The 18,349-nt window shown below is 55.7% G+C and carries 13 protein-coding genes and 1 pseudogene; 5 read left to right on the top strand and 9 right to left on the bottom strand.

Annotated elements, in window-relative coordinates; translation table 11 throughout:
* The first annotated feature begins 112 nt into the window (after positions 1 to 112).
* Together HQL76_10030 and HQL76_10025 are read left to right on the top strand one after the other, a co-directional pair.
* Positions 113 to 496, top strand: a pseudogene (locus HQL76_10030) (CZB domain-containing protein).
* 195 nt (positions 497 to 691) lie between these two features.
* Positions 692 to 2,176, top strand: coding sequence for a HAMP domain-containing protein (locus HQL76_10025; GenBank protein MBF0109503.1), 1,485 nt, complete (start codon positions 692 to 694; stop codon positions 2,174 to 2,176).
* Positions 2,177 to 2,349: 173 nt separating this feature from the next.
* Here the strand turns inward: HQL76_10025 and HQL76_10020 are convergent, their stop codons facing one another.
* The 6 genes from HQL76_10020 to HQL76_09995 are packed head-to-tail and all read right to left on the bottom strand — an operon-like array spanning position 2,350 to position 9,707.
* On the bottom strand, positions 2,350 to 3,021 hold the full coding sequence (locus tag HQL76_10020) for a response regulator transcription factor (GenBank protein ID MBF0109502.1): 672 nt from the start codon (positions 3,019 to 3,021) through the stop codon (positions 2,350 to 2,352).
* Positions 2,996 to 4,147 carry a response regulator gene (locus tag HQL76_10015; protein MBF0109501.1) on the bottom strand — a complete coding sequence of 384 codons (1,152 nt, stop codon included), beginning with the start codon at positions 4,145 to 4,147 and terminating at the stop codon, positions 2,996 to 2,998. Before HQL76_10015 ends, HQL76_10020 begins: the two co-directional genes overlap by 26 nt.
* A gap of 20 nt (positions 4,148 to 4,167) precedes the next feature.
* Entirely contained in the window at positions 4,168 to 4,998 is an 831-nt protein-coding gene (locus tag HQL76_10010; protein MBF0109500.1) for a protein-glutamate O-methyltransferase CheR, read from the bottom strand.
* A gap of 48 nt (positions 4,999 to 5,046) precedes the next feature.
* The gene (locus HQL76_10005) at positions 5,047 to 6,228 is read right to left on the bottom strand and encodes a glycosyltransferase family 4 protein (GenBank protein MBF0109499.1); all 1,182 of its coding nucleotides are present in this window, start codon (positions 6,226 to 6,228) and stop codon (positions 5,047 to 5,049) included.
* Complete coding sequence (gene asnB, locus HQL76_10000; GenBank protein ID MBF0109498.1) at positions 6,225 to 8,120, bottom strand: asparagine synthase (glutamine-hydrolyzing); 1,896 nt, start codon at positions 8,118 to 8,120, stop codon at positions 6,225 to 6,227. The genes HQL76_10005 and asnB overlap by 4 nt, the downstream gene beginning before the upstream one ends.
* 51 nt (positions 8,121 to 8,171) lie before the next feature.
* The gene (locus HQL76_09995; protein ID MBF0109497.1) at positions 8,172 to 9,707 is read right to left on the bottom strand and encodes a hypothetical protein; all 1,536 of its coding nucleotides are present in this window, start codon (positions 9,705 to 9,707) and stop codon (positions 8,172 to 8,174) included.
* A 417-nt stretch (positions 9,708 to 10,124) separates the two neighbouring features.
* On the opposite strand from HQL76_09995, the gene HQL76_09990 reads away from it, so the two are divergent.
* Positions 10,125 to 12,527 (top strand): EAL domain-containing protein, encoded by a 2,403-nt coding sequence (locus HQL76_09990; GenBank protein ID MBF0109496.1) that lies wholly within the window; start codon positions 10,125 to 10,127, stop codon positions 12,525 to 12,527.
* Between the two features lie 83 nt (positions 12,528 to 12,610).
* On the top strand, positions 12,611 to 14,590 hold the full coding sequence (locus HQL76_09985) for a hypothetical protein (protein MBF0109495.1): 1,980 nt from the start codon (positions 12,611 to 12,613) through the stop codon (positions 14,588 to 14,590).
* A gap of 111 nt (positions 14,591 to 14,701) precedes the next feature.
* On the opposite strand, the gene HQL76_09980 is transcribed toward HQL76_09985, so the two are convergent.
* From HQL76_09980 to HQL76_09970, 3 genes are all read right to left on the bottom strand, one after another.
* The gene (locus HQL76_09980) at positions 14,702 to 15,130 is read right to left on the bottom strand and encodes an HIT family protein (GenBank protein ID MBF0109494.1); all 429 of its coding nucleotides are present in this window, start codon (positions 15,128 to 15,130) and stop codon (positions 14,702 to 14,704) included.
* Between the two features lie 53 nt (positions 15,131 to 15,183).
* Positions 15,184 to 17,049: a bifunctional anthranilate synthase component I family protein/class IV aminotransferase gene (locus tag HQL76_09975; GenBank protein ID MBF0109493.1), complete on the bottom strand. Its 1,866-nt coding sequence runs from the start codon at positions 17,047 to 17,049 to the stop codon at positions 15,184 to 15,186.
* Between the two features lie 185 nt (positions 17,050 to 17,234).
* Complete coding sequence (locus HQL76_09970; GenBank protein MBF0109492.1) at positions 17,235 to 17,852, bottom strand: lytic transglycosylase domain-containing protein; 618 nt, start codon at positions 17,850 to 17,852, stop codon at positions 17,235 to 17,237.
* 329 nt (positions 17,853 to 18,181) lie between these two features.
* Here HQL76_09970 and HQL76_09965 point away from each other — a divergent pair.
* Positions 18,182 to 18,349, top strand: a 168-nt coding sequence (locus tag HQL76_09965; GenBank protein MBF0109491.1) for a hypothetical protein, incomplete at its 3' end; no start/stop codon positions are given.

Below are 18,349 nucleotides of genomic sequence, written 5' to 3'. Positions count from 1 at the left end.
GTTCACCACTTTCATTTCTGAAATTATTGTGATAGGTTTCACCATGGCTGATCGAAAGAATTGTTTCGAACGCGCTCCTTCGATTTTGAATGACAGAGCTGGAGATTGAAAGATGATGTGGAAGAATCTTGGGCTTGGAAAAAAAATATTCTTGGGAACGGGGGTGGTTCTGGCCTTGTTGATTCTGGTCGGGGCATGGTCTTTTTCCGGGATTTCCGAAATCGTCGGCAATGGGATGGAAGTGATCCAGGGCAACCGCCTTCGCGGTGAATTGTTGAAACGCGAGGTCGATCATTTGAACTGGGCCAAACAGGTCAGTTCATTCCTGAGCGATGAAAAATCAAAAACATTGAACGTCCAGATGGATCCGCACCAGTGCGCCTTCGGCAAATGGTATTATGGCGAGGGGCGCAAGGAGGCGGAACGCCGGTTGCCGCAACTGAAAAAACCTTTGGACGAAATCGAAAAACATCATACCGCCCTGCACCAGTCGGCGGAGAAGATTGCCGCCGTCTTCAAAGTGGCGGATGCGTCGTTGCCGGCGTTTCTCACCGCTCGGGAGGTGGATCATCTGGCATGGACGGAGAAGGTTCAGGGGGCGATTCTTGCCGGAACCAAAAAATTGGAGGTCGAACTGGATCATACTCGTTGCGGGTTGGGCAAGTTTATTTATGGAGATGGCGCTTCACGGATGATGCAGCAGGACTCCCGGCTGGGAGAATTGATGAAGGCCATGGAACCGGCGCATCGCGATCTGCATGCGGCAGGCAGGGAGATTCAAACGCACCTGGAACAGGGAGCCCTGGACAAGGCCCGGGAACTCTATCAGGGGCCGCTGAAGTCAAGCCTGGGTCAGGTGCGGGAATCGCTCAAGAAGATGCAAGGGATCGCCGCGGAAAATCTGGAAGGGAAGAAAAAGGCGGAGACCGTCTTCACGCTTGAAACCCAGGTCTATCTGAAGGAAGTTCAAAATCATCTGAACGGAATCAGCGAGGAGGCGGGGAAGAACCTGATGACCGAGGAAAAGATGCTGTCAGAAGCCAGTTCCACCCGGAGCATGGTGGCGACGTTGTCGATCGTGGCGGTCGTGATCGGGTTTGTATTGTCGGTAGTGGTCGGTCGTTCCATCACCCGTCCGATCATTCGCGGGGTCGATTTTGCCCAGCAGGTTGCCGGGGGTGATCTGACCCGACAGTTGGACATCCACCAGGAGGATGAGGTGGGGCGGCTGGCCCAGGCATTGAACGCGATGGTGGTCCGTTTGAATGAAGTTCTGGGTCATGTGATGGAGGCTTCCGACCAGGTTGCCTCGGGCAGCAAAAGCCTGTCGGATTCTTCCAATGCCATGGCCCAGGGGGCGACCGAACAGGCGGCCAGTATCGAGGAAACCTCCGCCGCCATGGAGGAAATGGCGGGCAATGTGCAACAAAACACCGAAAACGCCATCCAGACCGAAAAAATATCGACCGAGGCGGCCAGGAACATGGAATTGGGTGGCGCTGCGGTGAACGAGGCGGTCCAGGCCATGCAAAAAATTGCCGAAAAGATTTCCATCATCGAGGAAATTGCACGGCAGACCAATCTGTTGGCCCTGAATGCCGCCATCGAGGCGGCCCGGGCGGGGGAACATGGCAAAGGGTTCGCGGTGGTGGCGGCGGAGGTGCGCAAGTTGGCCGAACGCAGTCAGACGGCCGCGGCGGAAATCAGCCAATTGTCTGTGTCCAGCGTCGATATTGCCCAGAAGGCGGGCAGCATCATCACCAAACTGGCACCGGACATCAAACGGACCGCCAGCCTGGTTCAGGAAATCGCCACCGCCAGTTCGGAGCAGAATCAAGGCGCCACGCAGATCAATACCGCCATCCAGCAATTGGATCAGGTGATCCAACGCAATGCTGGTGCCGCGGAGGAAATGTCGGCGACTTCGGATGATCTTTCCCGTCAGGCGCAGTTGCTGCATAAGGCGATCTCCTTCTTCCGTACCGACGCTTCCGTATCCCGGAATCGTGGCAAAGAGAATGTTTCCGGTTCCAAGGCGCCTCCGGCCCGGTCGGCGAATGTCCAGAAACCCGCATCATCTCATGGGGTGTCGGCCAGGACTTCGAAACCCCGGATGATTGCCGCGCCCCCGACGATTGCCGCCGCTCCGTCTGAGGATGAATTCGAGCGTTTTTGACCATGGAAAACGATTCCGGGAAGGAAATTCGCTTTCCGGTTCGATTTCCGGTCATTGGTAACCGTTCACCCCCCTTACGAACGTCATCCCCTGCTACAGCGGGGATCCAGGGAGGCCCCGTAAATCCTGGATTCCCGTTTTCGTTGAGAATGACGGGGTCTGAACGGTGACGGTCACGGTTGTCGTGTCAGGACGGCCTGATCGGAGGATTTGAGCAGGTCGTTTTTCAGGGCATAGTGGGTTAACTGGGCATTGTTATCCAACTTTAATTTGTTCAGCACACGGTTGCGGTAGGAACTGATCGCGGAAATGCTCAGGGAAAGTTCAGAGGCGATTTGTGACACGGTCTGGCCGCTCGCGATCCGGCACAGGACCGTGAACTCCCGGTTGGAGAGCAGGGCATGGGGTGGTGCCGCTCCGCTGTCGCCGGCAAGGTGTTCGAGGAGAAAATCAGCCACCTCCTCGTCGATGTAGCGGGAACCCGCGGCCACCTTGACGATGCCACGCAACAGTTGCCCCAGACCGCAGTCCTTGGTGAGAAATCCCTTGGCCCCGGCGCGGATGAATCGGATGGCCAGCTCGCGGTCGCGGTGCATCGTCAGGATGAGAATGGGAAGGGTCGGCCAGCGCCGGTGGATTTCCGTCACCAGTTCCAGGACGTTTTTTCCGGGCATGGAAACATCCAGGAGAAGAAGGTCCCAGACAGCACTGGAATGAAGCAGTTGCAAGACTTCATCGCCGTTTTCCCCCTCGCCGGCGATGAGCATGTCCTGGCGTTCGGCCAGAATCCGTTTGAGTCCTTCGCGAAAGATGGAATGGTCATCCCCCAACAGGATGCGGATCATGGGATGGGCTCCGGGAGGAAGGGTTGATGGGGATGGTGGTGGTGATTCGCGTCCCTTGCGCGGAGGTTTCCAGATGCAGTTCGCCTCCCTGTTGACAGGCGCGTTCTTCCATGCCGCGCAGTCCAAGGTTTCCCGTGGGATGGGTGAGGATTTCATCGGCGATCCCCTGTCCATTGTCCTCGATGACAAGATGGACCAGGTCCCGGGTGCGGAAAAAGGCAACGCGGACGGCAGTGGCTCGGGCGTGGCGTCCGATATTGGTCAAGGATTCCTGAAGGATGCGAAAGAGGGCGATTTTTTGTTCCTCGTCGAGTGACGCTTCGGGGTTGGCGATTTCGACCTGGCATGGGATGGCGCTGGTTTTTTCGAACTGGGCCGTCTGCCATTCCAGGGCGGCTGGCAATCCGCATTGGTCGAGGATTGGCGGGCGCATCAGCAGGGTGATGTGGCGGACCTTGGCGATGGTATCCTCCACCTGAAGTTTGAGCCGCTCCAATTCTTGATTCATGCGTTCGTGATCGAAACGATTGAGTTGCAGCCATTCGATGGTCATTTTTTGTTGCGCCAGCGTATTGCCCATTTCATCATGCATGGCCTGGGCGATGACACGCCGTTCCTCTTCCCGGATCCGGATGAGGTGCCGATTCAAGGCATGGAGTTTTTTGTGGGCCTGCTCCAGCGAGGCGGTCCGTTCGGCGACCCGTTCGCTCAGGTGATCCCGATGACGGCGCAATTCTTCCCGTGCGTTGTGCAATTCCAGAAAAACATTGACCTTGGAACGAAGGATCCGGTCATCGATTGGTTTTTGAATAAAATCGACCGCTCCGGTCTGGTAACCTTGCAGGGCATGAAGTTGATCGGAGGGGGCGGCGGTCACGAAAATCAGGGGAATATTTCGTGTCCGTTCGGCGCCGCGAAGGTAATCGGCCAGTTCGAATCCGCTCATGCCGGGCATTCGGACATCGATCAGAGCCAGGGCAAACCGATGTTGCATGCATAGCGCCAGTGCCGATTCACCGTTCTCGGCGGCAAAGATGGTTCCCCGAATCTCCTGAAGGAGGCGTTGCATCGCCCGCAGATTGGCGGGCTGGTCGTCCACGATCAAAATGCCTGGCTGTTCATCCATGTTTTGCGATCGAGGAAACACTACAATAGAGGGATTTTCCGAAAGATTCGTTCTTTCATGGCGAGGGTTTGGAAACAATGTTCCCATCCCGGCCTGGGAAGATATTCGGAGCCGCCAAGACACAGAAAACCGCCCCGTCCCAGACTGTCCCGGAACAGGCCCAGGGCCCGTTCTCTGAGTTCGGGGTTAAAATAAATCAGAACGTTGCGGCAGAGCAACAGATGAATCTCGGCGAAGACGCCGTCCGTGACCAGATTATGGTTGGCAAAGATCATGTTTTGCCGCAACCAGTCTTCGAAGCGAAACAGGCCATATCCCAGGGTGCAGTAGTCCCGAAGGGAATGGACACCTCCTGCCTGGCGATAACCTTCCTCGAATTCTTCGAGGCGTTCGAAAGGATAGACGCCTTCGCGCGCCTTGGAAAGCGCTTCATCATCGAGGTCGGTGGCATAGATTCGGGCATTGCGTAAAAGTTTTGCCTCGTGCAAAAGGATCGCGAGGGAATAGACCTCTTCGCCGGTCGCGCATCCGGCGTGCCAGATATTGATGAAGGGAAAACTGGCCAGAACGGGAAAGACTGTTGTCCTCAAGATGGCAAAGGTCTGGGGGTCGCGAAACATGGCGGTGGTATTGATCGACAGGGCATGAACCAGCCGTGTCAGGAATTCACCATGATGGAGCAGACGAGGAATGATTTCGGAAACATGGTGAAAGGTGCATTGGGAAAGACAGGCGTGAATTCTTTTTTTCAGTGCCCCGCGATCATAGTCGCGAAAGTCGTATCCATATCGAAGGTAGAGGGCATCGAGCAGTAAATTGATTTCAATCTCTTCGATCTGGTTTTTTTCCATGGATCAGCGTCCCGTTTTCCGTCAGGGTTTGAATCGTTGCGATGATGTTCATCGACGGTTGTCCCGGACCACCTCCCGATAGATGGCTGCCGTTCTGCTTCCGATCTCCTCCCATGAATACTCGGTCCGGGCCTGTTTTCGGATCGCTTCTCGATGGAGGTCGGCATGAAGCGCCAGGTCGCTTCGCAAAAAAAGATGAAGTTTTTCCGCCAGGTCCGTCACATCCCCGGGACGGCAGATCCAGCCGTTTTCGCCATCGCGGATGCACGTCCTGAGTGATCCGACATCGGTCGCGATGATCGGCAGGCCGAAGGTCAACCCCATGAACAGGACGGCGCTCTGGTACAGGTTGCGATAGGGTAACACCAGACAATCGGCGGCGGTAAAGAAATCGGCGATTCTGGCATCGGGGATGTACTGGATGAAAGGATGAACCCGGTTTTTGAGGGTCTCCGAGTCGAACGCCTGGCGCAACCGATCCAGATAAGCCCCCGATCCCGTCGCCCCCCGTCCCGCCAGGACCAGATGGCAATCCGTGCCAAGGTCACGAAAGGCTTCCACCAGGAGGTCAACCCCCTTGAACCGGGTGATCATGCCAAAAAACAGAAAGATGGTCCCTTCTTGGGGCAATCCCAGGCGCCGCCGCGCCTCGTCCCGGGTCAACAGGGGATCGTAAAGGAATTCATTCAGGCCCATGGGGACGATGCAAATTTTTTCATCCGCGACCGCGAACCATTCCATCAACTGTTTTTTCATCAGAGGGGTGTGAACGATGATCCTCCGTCCCATGGCGTAATAGAAACGCAAGGTCAGACGATTGAAAAAACCACTGCGTTCATGACGCGCCTCGGGATCGATTTCATGCGCCGTGATCACCACCTGCTTTCCCGCCAGACGAAAAAGAGGCGGCAACAGCATCCGATCCAGCTTGGGCAGACGGATCAGCCATTGCAGATGGACCAACCGGGCCTCGGTCCGAAAGGGATAAATGAGAACCCGGACATAGGTCCCAAGCACTCGAAGCAGTTTTTGCGGGAGTGAAACTCCCGGATCGAATCCGCCACGAAGATTGACCGCCACCGTTCCAGGATAACGGGCGAAAAGAAAACGGTAATCGTTCAGACGATCATTCCCGACCATCTCTACCCGCACTCCTGCCTTGGCGAGCCCTTCGAAAAGTCCCATCTGATAGTGATCGACGCCACCGCTGGAAAAGAGGATTGTTTTCAAGAGGGGCTCCCGGCGGAATCGGGATGGGACCGGGAGAATTCACCGGTGGCGTCCAACACATACCGTTCATGCCACCATTGAAAGACCAGCAGGCGCCACAGGATCGCGGCATATTCACGGCGACCGTTGCGATAGTCGGTCCGCATGCGGTCCACGACTTCACAACGCAGCAATCCCGAACGACGCACCATCGTCGCGGACAGATACTCATCGAATAAAGGACGCCACGGTCCCTGGAACCAACGATGTCCTGGAATGGCGAATCCCTGTTTGGGCCGATCGACCAGTTGTCTCGGAACGTGCCGGTACAGAATACGTTTGAGGATCGCCTTTCCCTGCCCCTGGTGAAATTGCAACCGCTCGGGGAGCCTGGAGGCAAATTCCATGATCCGGTAATCGGTCAGGGGAACCCGGGCTTCCAGGCCATGGGCCATGGTCACCCGGTCGGAGGTTTTCAGGACGGTATCGGTCAGATAGGTGGTGATGGTGTGCCGGTTAAGTTGTAGGAATGAGGTGCTTTCCGCGGGAAGCGAATAATGGGAGGGAAGATCGGTGTGATGGGGCTGGGCGAGGAGTGAGGAAACCTCATGAAGCGGAATGCCGATCTGGAACAGGGCCAGGAGTTCATGCGGCGAAGAAAAATGGCACAGATTGAGAACTCGCGACACATCTTTTCCCAGAGGCAATCTTTTGGCGACCTCACAGGCGGCGTTCCAAAATTTTTCTCCGGTCAACTTTTTCAGGCGGAGCATCCGGGAATAATGGTTGCGGACATCATAACCGGCGAAAAATTCGTCGCCCCCATCCCCGGCCAATACCACCTTGACATGGCGGCGGGTCATTTCCGCCAGTTTCAGATAAGGGACGATCGTCACGTTGGCCAAAGGCTCATCCGCAACCATGATCAGGCGATTGGGATCAAGATCGGCGGGGTCGATCATGAAGGTATGGTGGTCTGTTCCCAGATGTCGCGCCACCTGTTCGGCATGAACGCTTTCGTCACTGTCGCCGGTTCGGTAACCGGCGCAAAACGTTTTCAAACCCGATACCATGGGCGCGGCCAGGGCGGTCAACAGACTGGAATCGATGCCCCCACTCAAAAACACCCCGACCGGAACATCGGAGCGCAAACGAAGGCGGATGGAATCGCGCAGCAACCCTTCCATTTCCTCGACAACCCCGTCCAAAGTCAGGCGTTCGTCCGGGATCAAGGGGGGAGCAATCCAGAACGGACGGATCCTGACCTGACGGGAGGCATCGATTTCCATGATGCACCCCGGAGGCAATTGTCGCACCTCATCGAGCAGGGTTGCCGAAGCGGGTGGCGTATTATAGACCAGATAATGAAAAAAGGTATCGGGATTGATCCGCCGGTCCAGATCGGGGACGTGGAACAAAGCCTTCATTTCCGAAGCGAAGGCGAATTCGGATCCCTTCCAACGGTAGAAAAGAGGTTTGATCCCGACCCGGTCCCGGACCAGGGTCAGATGATCGGTCCGGGTATTGTAAAAAGCGATGGCGAACATGCCATTGAATCTGGCGAAAGCGGCACAACCCCATTCTCCGAAGGCATGCAACACCACTTCGGTATCGGAGCTTCCTTCGAAGGCATGGCCCAGTTGTTCCAAGGTGTGACGCAGTTCGATATGGTTGTAGACTTCGCCATTGAAGACGATCACAAGGTGACCCTGACGCCAGCGCATCGGCTGATGTCCGGTGTCGGAAAGATCGATGATCGCCAGACGCCGATGGGCAAGCCCTACCCCTCTTTCAACATATATGCCTGCGCCGTCGGGACCACGATGGGCCAGGGAATGGTTCATCGCCGCCAGAATATCGGCAATCATTGCGTCATCATACTGTCGAGACAACAATCCGGCGATGCCGCACACTTGACTTCTCCACCGATTGCGGATTGAAAACACGAAGCCAACTTTTTTCTTTCAACAATGGATTGTTCCGAGACATCGAGGCTTGCGACGGAATTTTTTCCATTGAAAGGGATGCCCGGACGGTTGGGGTGGGATCGATTTTTCTTTCGCCGGGGCATTCAATTCGAGTTGGCTCATTTCGGCCAGGGCAATACCGATGAAAAGCGCCATGGCGATCAAGCCCTTTCCGGTCAAACTGCCGCCGGCGCCAATGCTGTTGAGGATCAGATAGGAACTGAATATCGCCAGATACGGCAACAACCGGATCGCCACCTCCCGATCCCGCCGTCCCGCTTCCTGGAACCGTTTGACCAGGACGATGAACATGAAGATGGTCATGGCCACGGCGACCCATCCCCCGAACAGACCATTCTCCAGGATGGGATGGATGTCATTGCCCAACATGGGTCCGATGGCGAATTGGGAAGGATAGACATGGTACCCCCAGCCAAAGATTGGTTTCTCCATGATGGCATTCCAGGAACTGACATTGTCCAGACCCCGGTTGGTTTCGGCGGAGTAGATGGCCACATCCTGACCGAGTTCGGCAAAGCGTGCCAACCAGGTTTCGAGGTAGATGGTGTTGGACGCGAAAAAAGCGCCAAGAAAGAAAATGCCACCAAAGACGCTCAGGATGGTCCTTTCGAAGAGGGTTCGCGATCGCGCCCGCCTTCTCAATCCGAAGACGATTCCCATGAAAATGCCCAGAACGAAGGTGGCCACGAGCGAACGGGTGATGGTGATGGCGATGGCGATCACCTGGATTCCCGCCAGAGCCAGATCGATTTTTGGCCGTTGCGACTGACCGGAGATGAACCGGGTAAAGAGAAACACCAATGTCGAAACCATGAGAACGATTCCCTGGGGAATACCGCGAACCAGTTCCGCCTTTTCCGTCAGGGCTTGGCGAACCAGGATCCATGCATCCTGGGTATCCCGAAGAAAATAATAGGCCGCCATCAGCACGGTGCGATTGTCGATGATCTGGATGACGACATGGACCAGGGCGGTCAGGGTTGCCACTCCCAGGGCAATTTTTAAAATCATATCCGCGCGCGACCGCAGCATCCAGACCACGAACACCAGACTCCAGGGAAACAGACGGATACCCGCGGCGCGAATCTGTTGGACCAGTTCGACGTCGGGATGTCCCTCTACCAGGCCAAGGACCAGGCACAACACCATCCAGATCAGATAGGGAAGGAGAATGTTCGACAGGGTTTTCCGTGCGAACCGTTGCAGCGACCGCCTGTCGTTTTTTTTGCCGTCTTGGCCCGGAGTCGTCCCGGAAGGGGAAGCGAATGCGCGTTGGCGACGATGGATGAACGGCAACGATCCGTATTCCCGCGACGATCGATGCACCGCTCCCAGAAAAAGGCAGAAAAGAAACACGTCCATCATGCTGGCATAACCTACCGGAAGGGCCACGGCGGCAAAACGGGTACCGATATGGAACAGACTGTTTTCCGCGATCAACAGGATGACCAACCCCCACAACGGGTTGAGCAGGGCAATGCCACAGAAGGACGCAAGTACGAAAAGATTCACGGAGGCATGAAATCATCTTGAGGAGCAAGAGGGGCCGATCCCCACGGTCACTACTTCGCAGCCATGATTCATGGGACTTCGCAATTATCGTTCCATGAATTGATGCAAAATACGGCCAGGTTTAATGAACATTGATACGTATTCACCCCGTGACCTTCGATCCATTCTCATTTTCCGGAAAGGACGGGAAGCACCGTTCATTCATTGATGAAGGGGTTGAATTCCGGAAACTTTCCTTCCATAATGAGACGTTGGACAGGTGGTTATCAATAATTGTTTCCATTGCCATAGGCATTATTTAATTTTGCAATACTGTCTTTGCTAACCCGTTGATCCACTCTGGAGGAATTATTTCTCATCCGACACCAGAGTTCATGCCCGTCATCGACCCTGCGCGCGTTTGTCTGGAAAGAACCGATGAAGTCCAACGCACCGTTTCGTTTTGGTTACCATTTTGCTGCCATTGTTCTTCCTCTGATCGTTGCCGTTTTGGTGGAAGCGGAGACGGACCTGGACGGAATTCACGCGATCGGGTCCTCGCTGTCCCTGATTTTGGCGATTTTTTTCATATTTTCCATCCATCGCCGCGGGCAAACCGCTCTGAGTGAACTGCACAGCAGCCTCAATCAAAACCAGTCCATCCTCAATTCGGCGGTGGACGGCATTCTTACCATCGACCATCATGGGATCATCCGCTCGGTCAACGCATCCGTGGAGAAAATGTTTGGTTATACGTCCCGGGAGTTGATTGGAGAAAATGTTTCCATTCTCATGCCATCTCCGTATCGCGAAGCCCATGATCATTATATTCATTCTTTCCTGACGACGGGTATTCGCAAGATCATTGGAACCATTCGCGAGGTCTCCTGTGTCTGCAAGGATGGACGCGAATTTCCCGCCGAACTGTCGGTCGGCGTCTTCCGTTCGAACGAGGAAACATTTTTCACCGGCATTCTTCATGACATCACCGAACGCAAACAAACCAAGGATGCCCTTCAGGCGGCCTATGGTGAACTGGAACAACGCATTCTTGACCGCACCCGGGAACTTGAAGCGTCCAATCTGCGACTGAAGCAGGAAATCGAAGAGCGTAACCGGGCCGAGGAAGGACTCAAGTTGGCGGCCAAGGTATTCGAGAATGCCAGCGAGGCCATTGTCATCACCGATCCGTTTGGCACCATCATCGATGTCAACCTGGCCTACACCATGATCACCGGTTTTTCCCGCGAGGATGTGATCGGGAAAAACCCGAGAATCGGCAAGTCGGGCCGGCACGGCGCTGAATTCTATGAGCGAATGTGGCATGACATCACCCATCGGGGTACCTGGTCCGGAGAAATATGGGACCGGCGCAAGAATGGAGAATCCTACCCCAAATGGTTGACCATCAACGCGGTTCAGGGATCCGATGGCATCATTGGCCATTTTGTTGGCATTTTCACCGACATCAGCCACCGCAAGGCGACGGAGGAACGCCTGGAACAATTGGCGTTTTTCGATCCGCTGACCTCCCTTCCCAACCGCATGTTGTTTCGCGACCGCCTGATGCACGAATTTGAGGCGGCCAAACGGTTCAAGACCCTGGTGGCGGTATTTTTCATCGATCTGGACCGTTTCAAACATGTCAATGACACCCTGGGACACGCCGCGGGCGATCAACTGCTGGTGGAGGTTGCCCGGCGGCTCAGCCTCTGTGTCCGGACTGCCGACACGGTCTCGCGATTGGGGGGTGACGAGTTTACCGTGATCCTTTCGGGGATGAAATCTCCCCGTGAAGCCGAACCCATTGCCCGAAAGATCATCGCCGCGCTCATGGAACCGATCCCCATCCAGGAATACAAGGCCCATATCGGCGCCAGCGTGGGCATCAGCGTATTCCCGAACGATGGCACGACCTTCGATGAAATCACCAAGTATGCCGATGTGGCGATGTATCATGCCAAGGAGAGTGGCCGCGGCAATTTCAAGTTTTTCGAGGAGCGGATGAATACCCATTCCATCCGCCGGGCGGCATTGGAAAACAGTTTGCGTCAGGCCATGGATGCCAACGAGTTCATTCTGCATTATCAGCCGAAACTTTCCATTGCGACGCGCGACATTGTCGGCATGGAATCGCTTGTCCGCTGGCGCCGCGCCGATGGCTCCATGGTTTCTCCCGCCGACTTCATTCCCCTGGCCGAGGAGACCGGCCTGATCGTCCCCATGGGCAAGAGCATTCTTCATTCTGCCTGTCATTTCAACAAAAGAAGGATCGATGACGGTGGTCCCCCGTTGCGGGTCGCGGTCAACCTGTCGGCGCGGCAGTTTCAACAAAAAGACCTTTTGGACATGGTCAAGGACACCCTTCTGGAAAGTGGTCTCGACCCGCGATGGTTGGAACTCGAAGTGACTGAAAGCATGATGATGGAGGATGAGAAACAGGCTATTGCCACCCTCAAACAACTGCGCGACCTGGGGATCAGTATTTCCATGGATGATTTCGGGACCGGTTATTCGTCGCTGAGCTATCTGAAGCGGTTGCCGATTCAAGCGCTCAAGATCGATCAATCCTTCGTCCGCGAACTGAGCGAAAATTCGGATGATGCCGCCATCGTTCTGGCCATTGTTTCGATGGCGAAAAGTCTGAAACTGCATGTCGTGGCGGAGGGGGTCGAAAACAAACAACAGGTCGAATTTCTCGAAAAGATTGAATGTGACGAACTTCAGGGCTACTATTTCAGTCGTCCGCTTGCCCAGAACGATTTTGTCGGCTTTGTTGCGGCCTGGCGCGATGGCGCGACAGGCAACGGCCATCGGGAATGGCTCGGGGCCGGACGATGAGCGACGAATCGCCGATCGACCACTGGAGGTCCAGAGGTTTTCTGGATGTCACCACTCGATGAAGGGACGGAAAGGTTCGCGGTGTGACCAAGAAGACCGATCATGAATTGGCCAAGGGCGAGTACCATCTTTCCGACCCCGCCCTTCTTGGCAACATGCGTTTGTCCCGGGAGGTCAAAATTCCCGGGTCTGAAGCCATTTTCGCGCCACGATATACCTCCATCGACCGTAAACTGCTCGATCGGCTCGAACGCCGGGGGATTCGCACGATCCACGCCGAGGTCATCCGGGAACAGGCGGTTGTATCGACCGTGGTCCAGATGGAGCAGATGTTCTCGGTCATCGAAAACATTGTCTCCAAAACCTTCGCCGGCATCGACGATGTCGCCCAATCGCTCCAAAACAAAAATCAATTACATTCGCTGGAACAATTGATTCGCGACAACCTCAACGACATCGACAATCTGTTTTCCTGCGATCCGACCGAAAAATTGATGGCTTTGACGCAACATCACGGCGGGACCGCGCGACACAGCATCATCGCCAGTTTTCATTTGATGGCGATTGGCCATGAACTGGGATGGAGTGATGAAAAAATCGTCCGGGGGGCGATCGCTGTTTTCAATCATGATGTCGGCAAGACCAGGATCAAACTTGAAACGCTCGACTGGCCGGGGAAGCTGGACAATACCCAATGGAAGGAAATGCAATTGCATACCCTCCATGGGGGAAGGTTGCTTCATCGTCCGGGTGCCCCCCCCGATCTTGCGATGCTGACTGCCCTGCTCCATCATGAATGGTACGCCAGTGTCAAGGGAAAAGGGTACGGGGGATTGACCCTGTTTGCCGATTATCTGAAGAAAAAACTTGATCTGGACCTGCCCGGGATCGTTGCGCAACTGGACGAGGATGATCGGGATGTCATTCAGGCGTCATCGCTCGTGGACATGGTTTCGGCCCTGGAGGAAAGTCGTGCCTACAAGCGGCAGCTCGACTCTTTCAAGGTTTTGATCATCATGAATTCCGATGCCCTCATGGGACACTTCAACCCCGTCCATTATGCCGCGTGGCATCGAATCTACATGCGGCAAAACCCCGACCTTCTCCCCAAGGGAAAACGTTTTGCCCTGCCGCGCGAAAAAGAGCGGCGCATGTTCACTCCCAATCCGGCAAAACCGGTCCAGCCGGTGGCGTTGTTGACGTATCAGGAATTGGAAAAACTTGGGTTCCTGCCGGTATTGCGCAACATTGGCATGGACGTCGAACGGATCCGCCGCCGGGGTGGTCTTTCGCTGAAGGTGGTGGAACAGATGAAACGGGACAAGAATCTTGATTTCGATTGTTCTCCCGAAGCCATACTCAGGGGGGGGGTTACCCTGGTCAAGAACCAGATCGTCACCGAACAGGAAATGATCGAGCTGGATGCATGGCGTGAATGGTTGACCTGGGAGGAACTGGAACGTTCCGAACTCCTTGCCAAACTGAAGGCTCAGGGATTCGACCTTGCAATCCTGCGCAAAGAGGGTGGAATCACGGTGGAGCGTTTGAAGCGAAGGGAAATTTCTCTGAACCCGAAAAAAATGGAGCGGTTGGGCATTCAACCGCTCAAGGAATGGGTTGTCAAACTTCCCGGAAGCGAAAATCGCCTCACCCCGGACGATCTGAAAAAGCTGGGCGTCACCGAACAGCAGTTGGAAAAGTCTGGTTGCCTCGAACGGGTCCAGAAGGTCAAAAGCGGCGTTCCATTGGCATGGCTTGAAGGTCGCGGAATTGTCATCAACAGTCAGGACCTTGCCAGAAATGGCATCGACCCGGTCCGCAAGGTATTCTATGACATTCATGTCGTCGAGGAAATCGATCATACCCGGGCCAAGTTCATCCTGATCAAGGAGGGCGACGACCTGAAAAACCTGGTCGAGGCCAACGGAAAGGGTGAACTGGAACCCATTCAGGACCTGCTGTTCAACAAGGTCGGAGAAATCGTCATGGACTTCTCCGACCTTCTGGCCCTGCCCAATCTGAGCGCAATCACCCAGGGAGCGCATTGGAACCACTCCAGGTGACATCACGGGATCACCTTTGCAATTGGTTCCATGATCGGGCTTGGGGATCCCATTCCCGGGGATTTCGCCCGGGGATTTCGCTAGTGACGTTGTGACTGTGGCGTATCGTGTTCAGCCACTCTGGATATTGTTTTCATCAAGCATATTTTTTATCCGTGCCACCAGAGAATGCCGTTGGTCCTCGGGGTAAGGTTCCGGAGGAAAAACGCCCCAGACCGGTTTTGGCCATGCCCTGTCGGATTCAAAGCGGGCTATGACGTGAATATGGAGTTGCGGAACCACATTGCCCAGGGCGGCCACATTGATTTTCGTCGGTTTGAACAGGGTACGCAACAGATTCGATGCCTGCCTGATATCGGCATGGACCATGGAGGCATCGTTTGCGGAAAGATCATCGAAATCACGCAAACCCGGTCGATTGGGTACCAGAACCAACCATGGATAGTGTCGATCGTTCATCAGCAGCAGGATGGATGCGGCAAGTGTTCCCACCATGATGCAATCCTTGACGAGCGTCGGATGCAGATCGATATTCTTCATTGATATTCAACTCCTTGTATGACCTTCACAAATGATTGGCCAGGCACCTGGTTTCACGTTTGCGGCGTGGAATGAAAATCGGGCAGTGCTTCTTGATCGGGTTGACGATAGATTTCGTGATTGTATTCATCGATGATCCCGGCGACGGTGACCGATCCGCCAACGGCATTGCCCATGACGATTTCCCGGGCCTGGGTCAGATTGGCGACACTCAGGCTTTGTTCTCTGACTCCGGTGTGGGTTTGCACGAATTCTTCCCGCCACAGGCTGGGCAGCAGCCCGTCCTCAAGTGGGGGGACGACCCAGCCATCGGAAAACCGGACCGCGAGGGCGCGAATGGCCCCTTCGGTGATGTGTCCCAGGGTATTGCGGAACAGGCAGTCTTCCAGTCCTCGTTGCCGAGCCTGGAACAGGCAGTGGTCGAAAAGTTGACGCCGGGTCGTCTTGTGGCGGGTCATGGGATCCAGGCGATCGACGAATGCCGGAGAAATGGCGATCCGAATGGACCGATTTGGAGTGGGTGGTGGCGTCCAGTCGCGTTCGGTCAACGTGACCCTTCCCCCCATGTCGAGAACCACGCGCAGCACGCGGGGGCGTGGATGACACGATCGGGCCTGCCGTTGCATTTTTTCGCCGATTTCCTGCGTCGGACACGGAAACCCCAGGGTGGATGCGGACTGTGCAAGGCGCCGCAGGTGGGCGTCAAGACGGGGGATCGTCCCTTCGCCATCGACCAGACAGGTTTCGATCAAGCCGAAGGGTTCGGGGGGATGTGTCAGAAACCGGCCCTTGTCTTCGAGTTCCCGCCATTCCGCCGCGATTTGGGAGTCGGCGACGATGCCACCGCCCAATCCCATATGTCCGATTCCGTTGCCCAACCAGACGACGCTGCGAATGGCAACGTTGAAATTCCACCGGTCCCCTCCAGGGGCCAGTATCCCCAGGCTGCCGGTATAGATTCCCCGGGGACGCTGTTCCCGTTGCCGGATGATGTCCATGGTCCGTTTCTTGGGAGCGCCGGTGATGGACGCGGCGGGAAAAAGTGCTTCCATGATGGCGGCCAAGCCGATTCCCGGACGCAATTGTCCCTCGATTCGGGTCTCAAGATGATGAATGGTCGAAAAGGACCGTCTTTCGCAAATCGGTCCTGGCCGGACCGAGCCGGTCATGCAGATCCGTCCCAGATCGTTGCGGGCCATATCCACGATCATGACATGTTCTGCCCGGTCCTTGATGGAGTGTTCCAGGGACCGGGCCGCCTGTTGATCCTGAAGAACATCGTTCGATCGCGGTCTTGTCCCCTTGATGGGGGCGGTGATGATGCGGCCATGGGTGGCGGCAAGGAACAATTCGGGAGAAAAGGAGGCCACCCGTCCCGTTCCAAAATTAAGCCAGGCCCCGAAGGGAAACCGGTGCAATCCCTGCAACCGCAGAAACAATTCTCCCGGATCGCAGGGGGCGATCGTGGCGGTCAGGGTGTGATTGACCTGATAGGTTTCTCCCCGTCCGATCGCTTCCAGAATGGCCTGAAGGTCTTGTCGGTAGCGTGGAAAATCGATGTCAAAGTGGTCGATTTGTCCCCGTGAGGCCATCAAGCGGGAAGATGGATCAGGGAGCAGTCCACGATGGACCCGGGAAAAGGAGGCCATCCAGACCAGGGGATGGTCCGGCTGTGGTGGCAGGACTGGAAGACCGAAGGCCCCTGCCGCTTCATAGGCGAGGAAACCGGCGACCCACATTCCGCTCCGGGCCGCCGCTTCCGCCTGGTTCAGCACCGTCACGACCTCCCCGGGGGTATGGGCTTCCCACTGGGTATCGGGATGGCTGAGAAATAAAAAACCATCCGTCAAACCCTGGATCCGGGTCAGAAAGCAGATCCGATCATTCAATACCCGAGGTTCGATGAGCAGGGGATCCATGGATGGTCTGGAACCGGGGAACCTCAGAGTTCCTGATCCCGCAGGATTCGTTAACGGCACTTTTTGAGCAACATGCACTTTGATTTACCTATCAATTTTGCTAGATTTAGTGCCACCGCCGCTTCCGGTCTCGTGGACAAAAAAGCCAGCATTATCTGGAAGGGATCAGGAAGTCTGAACCTTGTTCAGGCGGTGGTGTCCTGATCCATCATGCCCATGATTTTCGAGACATACTGACGGGTTTCTCCCGGCATGGCCGCCACCGGTTTTCTTTCAAGGTTGCCCATGCCCCAGTTGTAGGCAGCGAGGGCCGAGCGAACGTTGCCGTCATACCGGTCCAACAGGCGGCTCAGATAGGAGGTGCCGCCCATGATGTTCTGTTCCGGGTCGAAGGGATCCTTGACCCCGAGTTCCCTGGCGGTTCCCGGCATCAGTTGCATCATTCCCTTGGCCCCGGAAGGGGATACCGCCCGCGGATTGAAGCTGCTTTCGACCTGAATGACCGAACGGATCAGATCGGCATCGACGCCATAACGTTGGGAGGCTTTTTGGATGATGGTTTCGTATTTTCCCGCGGCCACGGGGGAGGGGGCGATGCTCGGGGTCCGTGCCGGGAGTTCCTGGACCAGGACCCGGGGGCGAACGGGAACGCCCGTGGTCGGTGTCGCCCATTGCAACGCCGATTCCATCGAGGCGTGGGACGAGGAGGGCCAGTTGCTCTGGATGCCGGCGGTCTCCATGGCGTCCAGATCGGGTGTCAACGCCATGCCCTGGTTCGCCTTGACCTGCTTCAGTGCCGCCATGACTGCCTCGACAAAGGGATTGGTGGCGGGTTGGCGGGTTGCGCTCCGGGCTTGCGGGATATTTCTCGCCTCCAGGGCCTGATCGAGGTGTGCCGAAAATGGATTCTTTTCACCGGCGCCGATCCCACGGGCACGACCATCGCGGGAAAGGGGTGTGGGGGCCGAGAGTTCGTTGATGGTGAGGGGAGTTGCCGCCATTGCGTCACCTTGAATGAGTGGTATGGTTCGGAATTTTCAAGAAGCAAGCAGAAATTATGCCGATATTTCATGGATCAGAACCTGGGCCAGGGATGATGACGCTGGAAGAGTGACACAAGGGGCGTCGCGTCTTGCATGAACAAAAGGCATTCTATAACCTTTCGACGGAAAATCGATGGTCTTGTGGCGTTGCGGCAGGATTGACCTATGGGGAGGGCAACACGATGAAACGGCGTCGTCTGATCACCTTCGACTGGGCCTTGAAACGACTGTTGCGCAGCAAAGCCAATTTTGATGTC

This window comes from Magnetococcales bacterium, from assembly GCA_015228815.1.
Classification (GTDB): domain Bacteria; phylum Pseudomonadota; class Magnetococcia; order Magnetococcales; family UBA8363; genus UBA8363.
The sequence above is the reverse complement of the archived record's forward strand: the minus strand, read 5'-3'. Positions and strand labels throughout refer to the sequence as shown.